Source organism: Glaciecola sp. SC05 (assembly GCF_041380235.1).
In the GTDB taxonomy this organism is placed as follows: domain Bacteria; phylum Pseudomonadota; class Gammaproteobacteria; order Enterobacterales; family Alteromonadaceae; genus Glaciecola.
Genome location: NZ_JBGIYY010000007.1, coordinates 38,922 through 54,273, shown reverse-complemented (window position 1 = coordinate 54,273; position 15,352 = coordinate 38,922). Strand labels below are relative to the sequence as shown.

Genomic DNA, 15,352 nt, shown 5'->3' with positions numbered 1-15,352 from the left:
TGGTTCAGGCCACCTGTTTGTTTTTTATTTGTGCAAGTGCTTGCGCTAAGTCATTGATAATATCTTCCACGCTTTCTAAGCCTACCGAAAGACGTATTAAGCTATCGCTAATGCCATGCTTGTGTCTTTGCTCAGGTGTATAAGCCGAATGGGTCATGCTTGCAGGATGCTGAATGAGACTTTCGGCATCCCCAAGGGACACCGCTCGCTGAATCAATCCTAGCGCATCCATAAAGGCTTTACCGGTATTTATTCCACCGTGCAGTTCAAAAGCGATCATGCCGCCATATAGACTCATCTGTTTACTTGCTAATGTATGTTGAGGATGCGATACCAAACCGGGATAATACACCGTCTCGACAACGTCGTGAGCAAGCAGAAATTCGGATACCGTTAACGCCGACTCACTGTGGCGCTGCATCCTGAGCTCTAAGGTTTTTAAGCCCCGCATTATTAACATCGCCGTGAACGGCGACATGCATGCGCCAGTCATGTCTTTTAGACCTTCCATACGAATACGATGTATCAGGTCAGCAGAACCCACAAGTAACCCAGCGACTAAATCTCCGTGACCACCTAGGTATTTTGTAGCCGAATGAATCACAATATCTGCACCCAAAGCAATGGGCTGAGTGATAAGCGGCGTAGAGTAGGTATTATCTACGATGCTAATTATATTTGCAGATTTTGCCAACTGACTAATTGCACGAATATCCATAATTCGCATATTCGGATTTGCTGGAGTTTCGTAATAAATGACTTTAGTTCGCTTGCTAATGGCCGCTTTTACCGCTGTAATATCGGTCATATCTACAAAAGTAATCTGAATACCAAACTTGCTTAAACCATGTTGTAAAAATGCATAAGTACAACCGTAGAGGGTTTTATCAGCTAGCACTTCGTCCCCGGCCTCTAGCAATGTCCAGAACACCGAGGTAATTGCGCCCATCCCGGATGCCGCGCTTAAGCCCGCCTCAGCGCCTTCAAGGCTAGCAATTCGCTGCTCCAATATATCGAGGGTAGGATTAGAAATTCGGCTATAAAAATGTCCAGATTTTTCACCTGAAAATAACTGCCCCCCTTCTTCGGCGCTAGCGAAGGTATACGTTGAACTCAAATGCAAAGGAGGGTTAAGCGCCCCGCCCTCTTGCTGTGCATCATAGCCAAAATGAATGGCTTTAGTAGCAAATCCTGTTTGATTATCATGTGCTGACATACATCACCTCTCATTGTGCATACCTGTACTTTACTACCAAACATGCAAAATAAACTTGCAATATATAGCGCAATAACTATATTTATTGGCATATTATGCCAATTTATTGTGACTTATGGATAAAATAGATCGAAGTATATTGCGTGAGTTACAGCAAAATGGGCGCATAACTAACCAAGAGTTAGCTGAAAAGGTCAATCTTTCGCCCAGCCCATGCTTGCGAAGAGTCAAACAATTGGAAGCAAGCGGCATGATAAAAGGCTATACCGTTGAAGTCGACAACGAAGCCTATGGACTACCAATTATTGTATTCGTGCGTGTGGAGCTTGAACGTCACAGTGCCGAAGTCGTGCATAAATTTGAAAATGCCATTAAATTGGTCGACAATGTTCTAGAATGCTATGTCATGACTGGTCGCTCTGACTACTTACTTAAAGTAGTCGTCAAAGATCTGCATGATTACGAACACTTTGTCCGCCATGAGTTACATGAGATTGCTAATATCGCATCAATCGATACAAGCTTTGCTTATGGTGTAGTAAAACGCTCTCACGTGTTACCGATGATCAGCACACGATCAAAATAAAATAAACATAATGGAGCTCTTAACATGCATGCAGCCTATCCAATAGGGACACCCGGAAAAGCCTGGGACCAATTAGAAAAGAACAAATGGCGAACTCAGCAACACCCCGTGCGTTCATATCGAAACGAGGTACTTGAAAAACTCTACCCTCTGAACGAAAAGCTTGACCTGATTCACTATGGTGCACTGCCTTACAATCCTCAGCGCTATCCGCTATATGTGGCAACAAACAAGCGTCCTCAATCTGGTTTACCGACCGTCCTAATTACCGGCGGCGTGCACGGTTACGAAACCAGTGGCGTGCAGGGAACTATCTTGTTTTTAGAACAGGCAATGCATCGCTATACAAAACACTTTAACTTTATAGTTGCGCCTTGTGTGAGCCCATGGGGTTATGAAACAATCAATCGTTGGAATCCTCATACCGCGGATCCGAACCGCTCATTTTTTGAAGGTGGCCAGTCACCCGAGGCCACTGCCATAATGCACTATATCAAGCCATTTCAAAACAAACTGCTGGCGCATTTTGACCTACATGAAACTACCGATACTGACAATAGTGAGTTTAGACCCGCTCTGGCGGCTAGAGATGGGACTATTAATGATAACTGGAATATTCCTGACGGTTTTTACACCGTTGGCGACAGTGCTCGCCCGCAACTAGGCTTTCAACGCGCAATCATCGATAGCGTTAGAAAAGTCACGCACATTGCCCCGCCAGATACAGATGGCAACCTGATCGGCAGTAAGGTTATTCAAGATGGCGTTATTTTATACGACAAAGCAAGTCTGCACTTGTGTGGTGGGTTTACTCAAGCCCCATACGTCACTACAACCGAAGTATATCCCGACAGTCCTAAAGCCAGTTCAGAGCAATGCAATCGAGCCCAGTTGGCGGCTATCGTCGGTGGATTGGACTTTTTAGTGAAAAAAAACGCATAAACTAACTACAGCGATTTTTCCCAAAATAATGCTTGGCCCAAAGCTGGGTCAAGCTCATAGCCACTAAAACCGGCCTTCAAATAAGCATTCTTAGCAATTGTATTTCCCTCTAGTACTTCAAGGGTCAGTTTGCATGCACCACGAGCAATAGAGACCTCTTCAATACATTGCAACAGTCGCTGACTAATGCCGTGCCCTCTGGCTTCGGGTATAACTGCAAAATCATGAATATTGACCACTGCACGCCCTTTAAACGTCGAGAAACTTTCGATGCAATTGGCAAATGCTATCGGTAAAGTCGATACAGACGGTGATGAATCCAAAACCTTATCGGCAAAAACAATTACTGAGAACACATGAGATCGCTTAGACATTTCGGTAATGAGCGTAGCAGTTACCTTTGACTCAATAGGCTCGCCGCCGCCCATTGGGTCAGTCGCATAAACCTGTAGCAAAGTCAGTAATGCATCTGTATGCGAAGCGTTCTTAAAGTCTACTTCAACACAATTTATATTATTAAAAATTTGACGAATGTGGTCGCTCATGGGCTGTTTGTGAACCTGTTTTGTTATCAACACCAAAGAAGTATAGCCTCTTCAAGTGATAATAAGTCTACAGAAGTTTACATTTTTTTAAGAGCGCGTTTTCTGATCTATTCTTAAACTTTGATTATATTGTGTATTTTTTGTACTATCTGTGTTGAATAATAATAAAAAAACATCAACGGATTGATACAAGCAAATACCGAGTCACCTGATGAAAATATTCCTGATCAATGAAAATGACAGAGAACGAGAATGGCTGACCAGTGCGCTAAAAATGACCAGCCAAATAGATACCGTAATTTGTTTAGGCCGAGGTTACGAACTGGAAGTTGAAGAGTGTAGCTTTTCGACCGCGTTTATTATTGTAACTCAAGAGCAGTTTCCGGCGCTCAGACGGCAGCTGTCAAAATACTATTCTGCGAAAGAATTGCCATGCCCGATATTAATTCTCTCTGAATCATTCGATAGCTTTGACGTAAGCGGGTATCGTCACTTCACTTTAGACGCTTTTCCGACCGATGCTTTAACGCCGCAAATTTTAAAGTACCTTTTGAGTACCTTAAGGCGAGACTTTAAAAAAGACGTCAGACTTAAGCGTTTAGCGCATTACGACACTCTCACCGGCGCAACCAATCGCTATTTATTTAGTGACCGAACCAAACAGGCAATTGCTGCCGCTAGGCGCCAAAACGAGCCACTGGCGTTTATGTACTTTGATTTAGATAAGTTTAAAGAAATTAATGACAAATATGGTCACAATACCGGTGACGAATACTTAAAAACCTTTGTCGAAGTGGTACAGAGCACAATACGAGATTCGGATACCTTTGGACGCTTAGGGGGCGATGAGTTTGCTTTATTGTTGCCAAAATCGTATGAAGTGGATGCCGTGAAAAAAGCCCGACAGATTCTTGCCGAACTCGACATTAAACAGGACATAAACGGTCATATTTTGTCTATTGCTACGGCAATCGGCATCGTTAGTTTTGCCGAAAATGACCTACAGCAAGATATTAACTACAAGACAATTGTGGGCTATGCCGACAAAGCTGCCTTTGCATCGAAAAAGAAAGGAAAACACAAATATTCTGTATATCGTATGCGAGTCGGAGTCAGTCGCAAGCCTGTTTTAGAGGCTTAATTCACCATCAATAACAAACCCGATGCCGCTAGGCATCGGGTTGTAAGGTGCAACTGAAGGGGAATCTATACCAACTATGATGCAGAATGAGCTTTTGATTCAAAGGTATCTTTAAACCATTGTTGCAACATAAATTTTTCGTAAGGAAACGAACCACTGTTGCGCCTAACGACACCGGCTCGATTCAAATACGCCATATCTTTTAAATTTACGTCTTCCGATTGCAGGACCTCGCCCGCGGCATTTTTCAGGACATAGTTAAATTTGATTCGAGGGAAAAAGATGTCTTCCATTACTCGCACATCAAACATAAACGATCCAACTGGAATTCTAGGGCTTCTGGTATCACCGGCCAGATCAATATCGGTGACTTTAATATCCAGTGTCTGACCATCTGGCAAATTTTCCGACAACTCGGCAAAGTGCTCTTCAATACTGCTCAATACATGCTTGTGATATCTACTGCGCGATTCGTTAGATGGGCGCATATCGGTGTAAGATTCCGGTTCAATAAACTCTATCTTAATATTAGTCGCTTCGCTGACTTGCTGCGTTTCTGATCCAGCTTGTGCATTACTAAAAAGCAATAAAGATACCGCCAGTGCGGTGATGGATGTGCAACACTTGTTAAGTTTCATTTTGGTTCTCCTGAACAATATCATGAGCAGGTATAGGCATCGCTCTATCTACTCGGATATTAATAAGAATCATATTAAAAAAAATAGTTCAGTTTCTGAACAACAAAGTCCGTGTTGTAAGTTTTTTGCTTATTCCGGCAATAATATATCTGACTGCTGTATATCAGAGCAAAACTTCATGAGGTTGTTACCAAATAAATAGGGGTTTTTATCATTTTCAACACAATACAAGGCGTAAAAGGTCCGGACGCTGTCGAGCGAAGCGGTGACTTCAAATACATAATCAGTTTGGTGCGGCTTCAATGACATGTTGTTGCGCATAAACTTGTCTTGCAGCGCCATTAGTCGCGCTCTATCCGGTGCATCAAGAACAGCATTAAACCAGCCGCCGACAGTCCCTGCAATACCGCCAAAGAAGTTTTGCGCCGCCGTTGTTCTGAGTGTAGCTACTATTAGCACAACCCCGATGATACTGATTATCCAACGCCATATTTTCAAGGCTTTCTGCTCCCACCTATTGATGTTTAGAGTATAACCCGTTTACACAAAAAAACCGCCTGAATACTTATACCTAATTATAACTAAGATTGCGTATATTGACACAAGCAAGAATATTTATTGATCTCAGTTAACAAATCAATTGCTTAGATAGGTATAATCGCCGAACATTCTTCGATAGATAATATTGCTTTGCGAAAGTTAGGAGCCAAGCATGAGTGAAAAAATACGCATCAAAGACGTTACGCCAGTCAAAATTGTTAAGCCTAAAGATGCGTCGACTAAACCCAACTACTCAGCTAGAAGCCGCATTTATGTGCGTGCTGTTCAAGGTACCTTCGAGAATATTAGACGTTTTTTTGGTCTGATATTTTTAGGTACGTTTGCCCTGATCCCATGGCTTCAGTATCAAGGCCAGCAAGCTGTCCTCCTCGATATCGCCGAACAACGTTTTAGTTTTTTTGCCATTACTTTATGGCCACAAGATCTTACCATCCTTGCCTACACGCTCATCGTATCGGCGTTTGCTTTATTTTTTATTACTACTTTTGCCGGCAGAGTATGGTGTGGCTTTATGTGCCCACAAACCACTTGGACCTTTATTTTTATTTGGTTTGAAGAAAAAATAGAGGGTGCACGCAATAAACGCATGAAGCTAGATGAACGAAAAATGGACGTCGACAAGTTCATTCGGAAATCTTTAAAGCACTTATCGTGGATTACAGTGGCCTTGCTAACCTCATTGACATTTGTCGGTTACTTCACTCCAATTGACGAATTGTTTGTAGACTTTTTTACCTTTGACACTGGTTTCTGGGTAGCATTTTGGGTTCTGTTTTTTACCTTCTGCACCTATGCAAATGCAGGTTATATGCGCGAGATCATGTGTACCCACATGTGCCCTTATGCAAGATTTCAATCTGCAATGTTTGACAAAGATACCTACACTGTTGCCTATAATGCGCAGCGGGGAGAGAAGCGCGGCCCTCGTACTCGTAAAATGACGCCTGAACAAGTGCAAGAAAAAGGCCTAGGCGACTGCATAGATTGCAACTTATGTGTACAGGTATGTCCCACCGGCATCGATATTCGTAATGGCTTACAATACGAGTGTATCAACTGCGGAGCCTGTGTGGACGCTTGTAACGGCGTTATGGAGAAAATGGGCTACGAAAAAAACCTAATTAGTTTTACGTCTGAGCACGAATTAAAAGGTGGTACGACTAAAATTTTCCGTTCGAAACTTGTGGGCTATGCCATTGTTTTGGTGGTAATGTCTGGATTATTAATTGCCGACATTGCTATGCGCGTGCCGCTTGAAGTAGATATTATAAGAGACCGAAACTCCCTCGATAGAGAAACCAACCAAGGACTCATAGAAAATGTGTATACGCTTAAAATTTTGAATAAGTCTCAGCAGTTGCGCACCTACACCATAGATGTGAAAGGTTTAGTCAACGCTAGATACTTTGGTGATGCCGAGGTGGTGGTATCCGGTGGTGAGGTCTTTACGCTGCCCATAAGTGTTGCTACTGAGCCAGAAAATTTAGAAGTTGGCACACAGAAGATTCGCTTCCATGTCAGTACTGTTGACGATAATGGCGATATCATTGAAGTTGAAGAGCCTACAACGTTTATATTCACCGGTGTCTGAATTTCATTTTACGAAACTCACCCCAGAGCTGATTTTGGACGGAATCGAGAGTCTTGGTGTACAAGTCGCATCTGGACTCTTAGCCCTCAACAGCTATGAGAACCGCGTCTATCAATTTGTTAGCGAAGACAACAAGCGCTATGTGGTTAAATTCTATCGCCCGCTGCGTTGGACAGACGAACAGGTGCTTGAAGAGCATCAATTTAGCCAACTGCTATATGACGAAGATATACAGGTCGTTGCTCCATTGACCATCAATGGACAATCTCTTCATCAAATCGACGGCTACAAATTTGCTTTGTTTCCATCGGTAGGCGGCCGACAGTTTGAGGTAGACAACCTCGACCAGTTAGAGTCAGTCGGTCGAACAATTGGCAAAATGCATCGCACTGCGCATCTAGCGAAATTTGCGCATCGTCCGCCGATAAGCATTGCTACGCATTTGGAAGCCCCCATTGCCACACTCAAATCCCATGAGATTGTGCCAGTCCATCTACACACGCCGTTCTTTACTATCATTGAGCAATTAATTGAGCGCACTACTCGCTACTATACCCAAGCCATTGCTAAATGCTCAGGCGCAATTCGTCTGCATGGCGACGTGCACCCAGGCAATATTTTGTGGCGCGATGGCCCTATATTTGTGGATTTTGATGATTGCAGAAACGGCCCCGCGATCCAAGATCTCTGGATGATGCTAAGCGGCGATCGTCAGCAGCAGCTCTTACAACTCGATATTTTAGTGAACGCCTATGAAGAATTTCACGAACTAGACTACAAAGAGTTTCATCTAATAGAGCCTTTGCGAGCGATGCGAATGGTGCACTATATGGCATGGCTGGCACTACGCTGGCAAGACCCTGCCTTTCCCCAAGCCTTCCCTTGGTTTGGTGAAGATAAATACTGGGAAGGTCAAATTCTAGCGCTTAAAGAGCAGTTTGCGGCATTAGATGAGCCCGTTCTCAGCCTGATGCCATAGGGTTTATAGCGAGCACTCAGCTATGACATTTTCTATTCTTTTATTTTCGTATAATTCATACCTTTATTAGCATTGTGTAATATCGAAACTTACGTATAGTGCGAGTGGTCAAGGTGCTCACATTAACGCGCAATTACAAAGTTAATATGAGGTAAACGGGAAACAGGTTAAACGCCTGTGCTGCCCCCGCAACGGTAAGCAACCGACAATGTATGGGTATGAGTATGTCTCCTCATCACCATGCATCGTCAAATTCAGCAAATATACACCAATATTGTGTACGTCCACCACTGTGCTTTTTAACCGCATGGGAAGGTTTTGCTTGAGTGTTGTAAGCCCGGATACCGGCCTTGTCAGGGTGGTCTGCGTTTTACGTTAAAAGGCGTTTCGCAGACCTTATCAATTGACATTGCTCGGTGGGAGCAACGACAAGGAATACCATGAAATTAAAGATTATTGCGCTGACACTAAGTGTTAGCGTGTGCACCAGTGTGTTTGCACAAAACGCTCCGACAAGTTCATCACAAGCCATTGAAACCATAAGCATTAGTGGTGCCCGCACGCCAATCGCGAAAGCATTTGTAGCCGGCGCTATTAGTGTAATCGACACGCCACAAATTGAAGCCTCCGGCGCCCTGAGTCTAACGGATTTATTGCGCACTGTGCCTAGTGTCAATATATCGCAGTCAGGCCCAACCGGCACCCTAAGTGAAATTCGTTTCAGAGGCTCCGAAAGTAACCATATATTAGTCATGCTCGATGGCGTTGAAATAAACGACTTAGGCCAAGGTGGGCTTATCGATTTGTCACATTTGATGCTAGCAAATATCAGTCGAATTGAAATTCTACGGGGCCCACAAAGCGCTTTATGGGGAAGTTCAGCTGTTGCGGGGATCATCAACATCACATCAAAAGAGCCCGAACAACATGGTGCGGGTAACATTGGCCTAAGCTACGGCAATAAGCAAAGCTCAAAGGTTCAAGCCAGCTACGGTAATCGCCTAGATAAATGGCGATATAGCATCAGCGCCTCCCATTTTGACACGCGAGGCGAAAATATTGCACGGACCGGAAATGAAGTCGACGGCTATAAAAACACCACTGGCTATGCCAAGTTAGGCTACGAATTTTCAGCCTACAATAGTTTTTCGGCCAACTTGAGGCTTGTAGACTATATCAGCGATTTTGACAGCACCGACTTTAACACAGGCTTTATTAGCGATGCTGATAATGTGAGCAACGGTGAGCAAATGTCTGTTGGGCTAAACTGGGACTATTCATTTCAAGACAGCATTTGGTCCCAACGTCTGTCATATCAATACAGTGAACAAGAAAATCAAAACTTTTCAAATCAAGTGTTCTCTGGCTCTACAAAAGGAGAGAAACAGCGTCTTGTTTATAATCATAACTTTGCATTTACTCGCTCTCATATAAACATTGGTGTCGAAGCGGTCGATGAACGCTTCGAACAGGCAGGTCCAATTGGTTTTGGGGATCCAAATCAGCGTCAAACAAACAGCAGCGTATCGTTTATTGCCGATGCACAAAAATCCTTCACAAAACACTTTTCAGTTGCTGCTAGCTATCGCTATGACAATAACGATGAATTTAACAATGCAGATAGCTACCGTGTTGGTGCAAATTACCAAATATTTGATAGCTTACGCGCATTTATAAGCTATGCCAAAGCTGTGAAAAACCCAACGTTTACCGAACGTTTTGGGTTTTTCCCAGGGACTTTCTTAGGCAACGCAAACTTGAAACCAGAATCGTCTGATTCCTTTGAGTTAGGCATTGATGCTAGTTGGCAAGATTATCAGATGCAGCTATCTTGGTATCGTGCAGAACTAGAAAATGAAATCCTTGGCTTTGTTTTTGACACTGAAACCGGGCTTTTCACTGCTCAAAACGGCGCCAGTAACAGCCAACGAGAAGGTGTAGAAGTTGAATTCTCCAAAGCCATTAAAAATTGGCAGTGGGCAGTAAGCTATGGTTATTTAGATGCAAGCGAAGCTGACGCCCCTGAACTGCGCCGAGCAAGGCATTCTGGCTCTGCTTGGATAGCCCACAATATCAATCAACAGCATAAGATATACGTGCAGGCTGACTACACGGGTTCTCGTAATGACCGCTTCTTTCCGCCTTTCCCGTCACCATCGCAAATTGTTAGCTTGGACAACTATTGGTTATTTAGTGTCAACTATCGCTATCAATACAACTCAAATGTGCAACTCTCGCTACGGTTAAGCAATGCGTTTAATCGATCGTTTGAGGATGTAGTTGGCTTTAGCGGTGAGTCTAGACGTGCGCTACTAAGTATTGCTTATGCTTGGTAGCCTGCAGGTTAAATTTAAACAAAATTAACTAGGCTGAACCATGTGTAAATGCGTAAAAGCAAATTTAGTGCATCAACTTAACTGCTGCGCTATGCTATTATTTTGTGAACTATTTTAACTTACGCCAATCATAATGGCTCATTAGTAAAGGAAATCAACATGCAGAAGTATTTTATTGGGCTCTTATTTGCCTTATTCATCCCATTTAATGCCTTAGCGCAAATGGTACCTTGGGAAGAAGGTAAACACTATTCAGTCATTGCAGAGCAAGCAACCGCTAAACCTGAAGTAAAAGAATTCTTTTCATTTTGGTGCCCTGCTTGTTATAGCTTTGAGCCGATTGTGGCGCAATTGAAAACACAATTAAATGAAGACGTAAAATTTGAAAAAGTTCACGTCAATTTTATGCGATTCAACGGCTCTGAAGTCCAAGACGCCGCAACTAAAGCGATGATGATCGCCCGTAGTTTGAAAAGAGACGATGAATTGAACGGTGCTATTTTCAACTATATCCATCAACAGCGCGCAGTGATCACGGGGATTGACGATATCCGCAGCGTGTTTTTAGTAAACGGAGTAGCCGCTGAGGATTTTGACAAACAAGCAAAAAGCTTTAGCGTGAACAGTCTAGTGACGCGCAATAACAATACCGTGACAGACTACCGTCAATTTTTATCGGGTGTACCTAACTTCATAGTCAATGGTAAATATCAAGCTACCTTCACACGAGATATGTCGGCAGACGACATGGTGAACTTAGTTGTATGGTTAAGCCAACAGTCCTAAATCAAAAGCATACAAAGCAAGAAACCGGCGCTTGGTAGCAAGCGCCGGTTTTTTTATGTGTCTGATAAATGCATTTACCATGCTCTCGTTTAAAAACCGTGATAGGTCACAAAATCCTCATTATTTGCACGTGTAGAGCGCACATCATTCGCTGCAAAGTTTTCATCAGGATAGCCTAAAGCAATACATATCATAATCGCCTCATCGTCAGGTATTTGGGCATGTTCATGAACCACCGCAGATTGCATAATGCCTTGGCCGTTGATCACACACCCTAAACCAAGATCCCAAGCAGCCAAAACAATACCGTAAGCCAATGAACCTAGACCAAACTGCGTGATACCAGCGGGCTCTAGGGACTTATCATAAGTAAGCACCAAAGATACTGGAGCATCAAACTGGCGAAAACCACGCATCATCCAGTCCATACGTTTTTCTTTGTCTTCTCTGGTGATCCCCATGACTTCAAACAATTGTATAGCCACGTCGATTTGACGCTGGCGATGAATGCCTTGGTAATCTTCTTTATATGGAAAATCGCGAACGTGTGGCTTACCAGCTAGGGTATTTTTAGTGTTGCCCTCGCGGATTTTGTCTAGCACATCACCAGTCACTGCGTGCACCCGCCACGTTTGTGTATTATAAGATGATGGCGCCCACTTCGCCGCATTAATAATGGCATCGACAGTCTCTTTAGAAACTGGCTTGTTTTTAAATCCTCTAACGCTTTTTCTTGATTCAGCAAACTCTGCAAAATTCATAAAAACTCACTTCCTTAAAAATATAACGACAGAAACTAAACACATTAACGAAGTGATGCAAGTGCTTAAACTTCCAGACATCAGTTGATTGCTGAATCCGCCCGCAATTGACTATTCTACTTCAATCAACAGTTCATTATGACGAAGCCAAGGCAACGTCAAAAGGCCGTTGTATCCAGCTTGGACTGGCTCACTCATAGCTGTATAACCATTCTCAGCAATCCATTTACTCAAAATTTGAGTGTGCTCTTCGACATTACTGTCGCTGAGCGTCCAATTAAATTTAATAGCGGCAACACGGTAGTCGCGAATTTCAGTTACTGTCACCTCTGAGTCATTCGGTTTCGGGGTGTTTTCTAAAGTAAAACTTTTAGGCATCACAAATGACATCATTGGCTCATCTGCGTTTTCATTCATAAAAACTGGCGCGGTCATGGCAATCTCAGTGCCCTTCTGATTCGCGGTATCTTCATCCATAAAAACCGGAGCAGTCATGGCAATCTCAGTCGCCCCTGCATTTTCGCCGCTAATATATTTAAACAGTTTTCTAAACGCACTATTGCGTCCATCGCCCGACATGCTTGCCGATACTAGTATCATTGATTCATAGTTTCGGACCTCAATTTGCATATCCTGATCTGACTGCAATAGCTGATAAGGCGCGCTCTCTACCCCGTTATCGCCAAATACTGAGCAACCAGCCAGAAACGCTGATGCTAATAACAATAGAAATACTTTCATAGTTTACCTTTTAGGTATGTTTCGACAATCTGACCTATTGGAAAGATTTATCAGAAAGACCAATGTATTTGAAGCACATAGTGAACAAATATCTAATGAAATAATCACGTGGAATTTTGATGGATGAACCCATAGCGCGATTCATCCTATACACGGCCTTTACACTCTAATTTTGGCCGTTTGCTAAATAGCGAAGCCAAAGCCTCTCCCTATTTAATAAACCCTTCTGCCTTTAACTTTTTTATTACATGCTCAATAGAAGAATGCATTTTAGTGCTAGGGTCTTGTACACCAGCAACCTCAGTTTCAAAGACAGCAAGCTTACTTCCGTCAGTAGCCGAAAATACTTCTGTAGAGACAATAACAGTGGTTGATAGCTCTTTTTGAAGCAACGCGTCCTGTTCTGATATCTCAAGTGAAAAGATATCTGTAAAGGTGTTAATCACTGGCCTATCAACGACTAACTCCGTTCTATTTTCAACTTTTTTTCTGTTCAATTTCGCAGTAATTAAACGAGTCACTATCACCATATCAGAGTTATGTTCAGTAGTTAAACTTGCGGCGATATCTCGGGTGACTTTCGTCTCATCGGGCAACTTTGCATGAGCACTGACTCCGTTTACTCCCGCCTCTTTCAAGCGACTTACCATCATGTTCTCAAAACTAAGCGTATTATCTTTATGCTTCCCTACCGCAATAACTAAGACATTGCTCATCGGCGCGTAGCTCTGCTCAGATTTAAAGCTGGTTTTAGTGTAGGTATGGTTGCTCACACAAGCGCTAAGCAAAAGTAAAACCGTGGCGCTAAGAATCGCCCTAAAATAACTAGATGAATATTGCATTAATAACCCGAACAGTGTGTATAGAATAAGCGTGTACAACCAGTATACTCATTACTCATACGTGCACCACTATATTTTTATTCCTCTTTACAAACGATAAGCCTCAGAGCCTGAGCTTTGGCTTTGGCTTTGAAAATTGATTAGTTTTCGACCTAATTCTATCGATTTATCGATATAGTCATAAACTGGTCTATACTAGGAGTCTAACAAATAATTAAAAACAGCCAACATCATGGCAACTGGAGTTAATCATGTCTTTCTCTCATCGCTTGGTGCTTAGCATAGCACTCAGTGTTCTCAGCTTTTCATCGCTTTCACAACAATCCGCAGCTCAACAAGCACCGTTTACACAAGAACAAAAAGAGACCGCTACGCAGCTTATGGAAACTGCACTTAAAAGCGAACTTGGCTTTGATATAGTTGAGTCGCTAACCACTGAAATCGGTCCTCGATTGGCTGGCTCGGAAGCAGAAAAGCGTGCTCTTGAGTGGGGTGTTGAGCTTGGCAAAGAACTTGGTTTCGATAAAGTCAGCATTGAAGAGTTCACGATGCCGTTTTGGGACAGAGGCCATTTGCATCTTCTGATGAACACACCCTACAAACAAGAACTGCACGCGACTGCATTAGGCGGAGCGGCAACGTCTGAAAAGGAAATTGAAGCTTCAGTTGTCTACTTTAGAGACATTCATGCCTTAGCCGCCGCTAAAGATGGTTCTCTGAAGGGCAAAGTGGCCTTTGTTGATGGCGATAAAATGGTTAAAAGTCAAACTGGCGCAGGCTATGGGCAGGCAAACCAGCGCAGACGTATTGGCTATCATCATGCCGAGCGTGCTGGTGCAGAAGCGCTTATTGTACGTTCAGTGGGCTCGAGTTCGCATCGTTTTGCGCATACAGGCATGATGAGCAAGAATGGCGACAACTGGGCAACTATTCCGGTGGTTGCCATCTCTAACCCTGATGCTGACCAATTCCGCAGACTACATAATTTAGGTGAGTCATTAAGCGTGTCGCTTAGCTCAGAGTCAAAGTGGAAAGGAGATGTGAGCAGCGGCAATGTGATCCTCGATTTAATCGGCAGCGAAAAACCTGAAGAAATCGTGCTGATTGGCGCCCATATTGATAGTTGGGACAACGGCACTGGCGCAGTAGACGACGGTGCAGGCATTGGCATCACGGTGGCAGCAGCAACATTGATATCTAGATTGCCTAAACGCCCTAAACGCACCATTCGCGTTGTTATGTTTGGCGCTGAAGAAGTTGGGCTTTTAGGTGGCTTTGCCTATGCTGAAAAACACGCAGATAACTTACACAATCACGTGGTAGCAACCGAATCTGACTTTGGAGCACAAACTATTTGGCAGTTAGTCTCAAACGTAAATGAAGAAGCTACTGTGTTAATTGACGAAATCGCCAAAATACTTTCGCCAATTGGCATAGTAAGAGGCGGCTCTGATGTGCCCGGTGGCGGACCTGATATTATCCCAATGCAGCAAAAAGGTGTGCCGACCATTCGTCTCAATCAAAACGGCAGAGACTATTTTGACCTGCACCACACTCCTGACGATACGCTAGACAAAATCAATCCAGATGAACTTGCACAGAATGTTGCCGCCTATGCCGCAACGATTTATTTGATTGCTGATTCAGATGTGAATATGAAGCAGTAAAAATACAAGTCTGCTTCTCG

General features: G+C 43.3%; 15 protein-coding genes and 1 riboswitch. Of the genes, 8 read left to right on the top strand and 7 right to left on the bottom strand.

The window, feature by feature from the left end; translation table 11 throughout:
• Positions 1 to 4 precede the first annotated feature (4 nt).
• Positions 5 to 1,216: a methionine gamma-lyase gene (locus AB9H30_RS07975; RefSeq protein WP_371194131.1), complete on the bottom strand. Its 1,212-nt coding sequence runs from the start codon at positions 1,214 to 1,216 to the stop codon at positions 5 to 7.
• Positions 1,217 to 1,331: 115 nt separating this feature from the next.
• Between AB9H30_RS07975 and AB9H30_RS07970 the strand changes: the two genes are divergently transcribed.
• Positions 1,332 to 1,802, top strand: a complete 471-nt coding sequence (locus tag AB9H30_RS07970) for an Lrp/AsnC family transcriptional regulator (protein WP_371194130.1) — start codon at positions 1,332 to 1,334, stop codon at positions 1,800 to 1,802.
• 24 nt (positions 1,803 to 1,826) lie between these two features.
• Positions 1,827 to 2,744, top strand: coding sequence for a M14 family metallocarboxypeptidase (locus AB9H30_RS07965; RefSeq protein ID WP_371194129.1), 918 nt, complete (start codon positions 1,827 to 1,829; stop codon positions 2,742 to 2,744).
• A gap of 5 nt (positions 2,745 to 2,749) precedes the next feature.
• On the opposite strand, the gene AB9H30_RS07960 is transcribed toward AB9H30_RS07965, so the two are convergent.
• Positions 2,750 to 3,289 carry a GNAT family N-acetyltransferase gene (locus AB9H30_RS07960; RefSeq protein WP_371194128.1) on the bottom strand — a complete coding sequence of 180 codons (540 nt, stop codon included), beginning with the start codon at positions 3,287 to 3,289 and terminating at the stop codon, positions 2,750 to 2,752.
• A gap of 211 nt (positions 3,290 to 3,500) precedes the next feature.
• Between AB9H30_RS07960 and AB9H30_RS07955 the strand changes: the two genes are divergently transcribed.
• On the top strand, positions 3,501 to 4,430 hold the full coding sequence (locus tag AB9H30_RS07955; protein ID WP_371194127.1) for a diguanylate cyclase domain-containing protein: 930 nt from the start codon (positions 3,501 to 3,503) through the stop codon (positions 4,428 to 4,430).
• A gap of 74 nt (positions 4,431 to 4,504) precedes the next feature.
• Here AB9H30_RS07955 and AB9H30_RS07950 read toward each other — a convergent pair whose 3' ends face one another.
• Complete coding sequence (locus tag AB9H30_RS07950) at positions 4,505 to 5,068, bottom strand: DUF3016 domain-containing protein (RefSeq protein ID WP_371194126.1); 564 nt, start codon at positions 5,066 to 5,068, stop codon at positions 4,505 to 4,507.
• A 129-nt stretch (positions 5,069 to 5,197) separates the two neighbouring features.
• Positions 5,198 to 5,566, bottom strand: coding sequence for a hypothetical protein (locus tag AB9H30_RS07945; RefSeq protein ID WP_371194125.1), 369 nt, complete (start codon positions 5,564 to 5,566; stop codon positions 5,198 to 5,200).
• A gap of 214 nt (positions 5,567 to 5,780) precedes the next feature.
• Between AB9H30_RS07945 and ccoG the strand changes: the two genes are divergently transcribed.
• The 4 genes from ccoG (at position 5,781) to AB9H30_RS07925 (ending at position 11,321) form a co-directional block, all read left to right on the top strand.
• Entirely contained in the window at positions 5,781 to 7,220 is a 1,440-nt protein-coding gene (gene ccoG / locus AB9H30_RS07940; RefSeq protein ID WP_371194124.1) for a cytochrome c oxidase accessory protein CcoG, read from the top strand.
• The gene (locus AB9H30_RS07935) at positions 7,213 to 8,199 is read left to right on the top strand and encodes a serine/threonine protein kinase (protein WP_371194257.1); all 987 of its coding nucleotides are present in this window, start codon (positions 7,213 to 7,215) and stop codon (positions 8,197 to 8,199) included. Before ccoG ends, AB9H30_RS07935 begins: the two co-directional genes overlap by 8 nt.
• A gap of 94 nt (positions 8,200 to 8,293) precedes the next feature.
• Positions 8,294 to 8,567: riboswitch (cobalamin riboswitch) on the top strand.
• Positions 8,568 to 8,639: 72 nt separating this feature from the next.
• Positions 8,640 to 10,535: a TonB-dependent receptor plug domain-containing protein gene (locus tag AB9H30_RS07930; RefSeq protein WP_371194123.1), complete on the top strand. Its 1,896-nt coding sequence runs from the start codon at positions 8,640 to 8,642 to the stop codon at positions 10,533 to 10,535.
• A 159-nt stretch (positions 10,536 to 10,694) separates the two neighbouring features.
• Complete coding sequence (locus AB9H30_RS07925) at positions 10,695 to 11,321, top strand: thiol:disulfide interchange protein DsbA/DsbL (protein WP_371194122.1); 627 nt, start codon at positions 10,695 to 10,697, stop codon at positions 11,319 to 11,321.
• Positions 11,322 to 11,410: 89 nt separating this feature from the next.
• Here the strand turns inward: AB9H30_RS07925 and AB9H30_RS07920 are convergent, their stop codons facing one another.
• From AB9H30_RS07920 to AB9H30_RS07910, 3 genes are all read right to left on the bottom strand, one after another.
• Positions 11,411 to 12,082 carry a nitroreductase gene (locus AB9H30_RS07920; protein WP_371194121.1) on the bottom strand — a complete coding sequence of 224 codons (672 nt, stop codon included), beginning with the start codon at positions 12,080 to 12,082 and terminating at the stop codon, positions 11,411 to 11,413.
• 111 nt (positions 12,083 to 12,193) lie between these two features.
• On the bottom strand, positions 12,194 to 12,823 hold the full coding sequence (locus tag AB9H30_RS07915; protein WP_371194120.1) for a heme-binding protein: 630 nt from the start codon (positions 12,821 to 12,823) through the stop codon (positions 12,194 to 12,196).
• 209 nt (positions 12,824 to 13,032) lie between these two features.
• On the bottom strand, positions 13,033 to 13,665 hold the full coding sequence (locus AB9H30_RS07910; RefSeq protein ID WP_371194119.1) for a hypothetical protein: 633 nt from the start codon (positions 13,663 to 13,665) through the stop codon (positions 13,033 to 13,035).
• A gap of 251 nt (positions 13,666 to 13,916) precedes the next feature.
• Here AB9H30_RS07910 and AB9H30_RS07905 point away from each other — a divergent pair, with 251 nt between their 5' ends.
• Positions 13,917 to 15,332 carry a M28 family peptidase gene (locus tag AB9H30_RS07905; RefSeq protein ID WP_371194118.1) on the top strand — a complete coding sequence of 472 codons (1,416 nt, stop codon included), beginning with the start codon at positions 13,917 to 13,919 and terminating at the stop codon, positions 15,330 to 15,332.
• Positions 15,333 to 15,352 lie beyond the last annotated feature (20 nt).